At 59.1% G+C, this 2,153-nt stretch carries 2 protein-coding genes and 1 pseudogene; 1 reads left to right on the plus strand and 2 read right to left on the minus strand.

The window, feature by feature from the left end:
• Nucleotides 1–402, plus strand: a pseudogene (locus tag ACH2EH_RS04580) (sugar phosphate isomerase/epimerase); the annotation flags it as partial.
• Here ACH2EH_RS04580 and murC read toward each other — a convergent pair.
• Together murC and ACH2EH_RS04590 are read right to left on the minus strand one after the other, a co-directional pair.
• Complete coding sequence (gene murC, locus ACH2EH_RS04585; RefSeq protein ID WP_395139392.1) at nt 388–1,797, minus strand: UDP-N-acetylmuramate--L-alanine ligase; 1,410 nt, start codon at nt 1,795–1,797, stop codon at nt 388–390. The pseudogene ACH2EH_RS04580 and the gene murC sit on opposite strands and share 15 nt — an antisense overlap.
• Nucleotides 1,798–1,806: 9 nt before the next feature.
• Nucleotides 1,807–2,153: SPASM domain-containing protein (locus tag ACH2EH_RS04590; RefSeq protein WP_395139394.1), on the minus strand; the 347-nt coding region annotated here is incomplete at its 5' end.

Genomic DNA, 2,153 nt, shown 5'->3' on the forward strand with positions numbered 1-2,153 from the left:
ATCCAGAACCACTCGGGGCGCAATGTCCCCGTGCACGCGTTTGGCCTGCGTTCGCTGCTGGCGCCTCTTCCGCCCAAATCCATCGGGGCGGTCTGGGATGCGGCGCACAATGCTTTGGAGGGTGAGAGCGTGGGCTTTGCGTTGGATTTGATCTACGGCCCCCACTTCAAGATGCTGAACCTCAAAAACGGCTACAAAAAACGCAGCGACGATGGCAAGTGGAAGACTTTCTGGTGTAAGGGTGACGAAGGCCTCTCGGACTGGAAGGCCGTTGCGGAGAACCTCAAGAAGCGCGGGTTTAATGGCGTGGTCTGCCTCACGGCGGAGTACAGCGAGCCGGGCGGCCCCGAGAAGCACCTCGCCGCCGACATCGCCTACGCCAAGCGCTTATTTATGCCGTAGCCATTCTGCCACGCGTGGGATCGCGCCGTCGAAGCCGCCACTGGTCTCAAAGAGAACCACGTCGGCAGTGGTAGAGACATCGGCCTTGAGCGCGCTGAGAAGTGCGTCGGCGGAGCTGATAACTGTCACAGCTACTCCTGATGCCTCAATTCTTGCCGCGATCTCGTCTTGTGTGAGCTGGGTGTGGGTGGCAGCGCCGTGCGCGGGGGGCTGGAACAGATAGACGCGCTCGACTCCGGCAAAGAGAGTGTCGTACCAATGGAGCGCATCGCGGTTGCGGAAACTAAACGTGTGGGGCTCGAAGCAAACCCGCACGCGCTTGCCCGGAAAACTCTGCAGAATCGTCGTGATCCCCGCACGACACTTGGCGTAGCTGGAGCCAAAGTCGTTGTAGAGCGGTGGCTCGGTGCCCGGGTTGAGGCGCTCCAGCCGCCGCCGGACACCGGAGAACGCGGCAACCCCAGCAGCAAGCTCCTCGGGTGTCACTAATTTTTGCTCCAGAAGCAGTGCCGCTACCCCAACTGTATTTTCCACGCTGTGCTCCCCGAGCTGCCGGGTTGTCAGCGTGCAGATTGGATTGCCGTGATGACAAAGCGTGAAGTGGGTGACGCCCCCCTCGCGGAAAGTATCCGAGGCGAACCAGTCCGCGTCTGTGTCGGTGCCGGAGTACCAGACCACGGGCGCACTTGCCTCCTTCATGACTCGAACCAAGTGTGCCCCGTTCCAGCAAGCGACAATCAAACCATCAGGTGGGAGGCTCGCGACAAGCTGCTCAAACGGCGCAAGGTAGTCGGTGAGTGTGGGAAAGACATTTACATGGTCGTGCTCGCCCGACGTCACCAAAAGCGCACTGGCTTTGTAGAATAAAAACTTGCTTCGGTCATCCCAGTTCGCAGCGGGGTACTCATCGCCCTCTAGGACAAAGACATTTCCTTTGCCGCGGTGCCCATTATCCGGAAAATCTAGCGCCTCGGCCCCAATAAAATATGAGGGGTCTTTTTTCGCATGGCGCAGAACATGAGCCGCCAAAGCGGTGCAGCTTGATTTACCAAAGCTCCCTGCCACGACAAGCGACTTTCGTGCTCCGAGCAGCTCGGCAATGGCCTCAGGAAACGAGAGCACACGCTTGCCCGACTCCAGCGCCGCCGCCACTTCCTCGTTCGTATCAGGGACTAGCTTGGCGTGCTTGCCGATCACGATCCAGTCGGCATCTTCGGGGATATTGCTAGCTTCGTAGCTCGTGGCGCAAGGAATCCCATAGCGCTGAATCACGAGAGAGATCGGCGGATAAAAACCCTCGTCGGAGCCAGAGACACTCCAGCCAGCGTCCAGAAGCAGCTTTGCGACCGCGCTCATCCCCGCGCCGCAGAGTCCTATAAAGTGTGCATGAGGCATAAATAGATTTTACCCCGAGGGAAGTCCACCCACACGAACGTGTAGGCGGATCAGTTGCTTAACTTTCAGATTCAGGTCGAACTTCCCGCAGCGCTCACACCCAGAAAGAAAGTCGCCGGAGCGCAAGCGCGTGCGCAGGGCGTGCCACTCTTGCGAACGCCAGAGATCCGTAAACGATGCTTCGTTGAGATTGCCCAGTGTGAGTTCCGAGTTGGGGTTGCAGCAGAACCGCACGTTGGCATCGCCATCCACACGGGCATACCAGTGCCCAGCAAAGCAGCCGACCTCATCAATAGGGAAGCGATCTGGTGCGCTTCCCGAGAGTTCGGTGTAGAACGCCTCCAAGTTCGCCGAGG

This window comes from Armatimonas sp. (genome assembly GCF_043760365.1).
Taxonomy (GTDB): Bacteria; Armatimonadota; Armatimonadia; order Armatimonadales; family Armatimonadaceae; genus Armatimonas.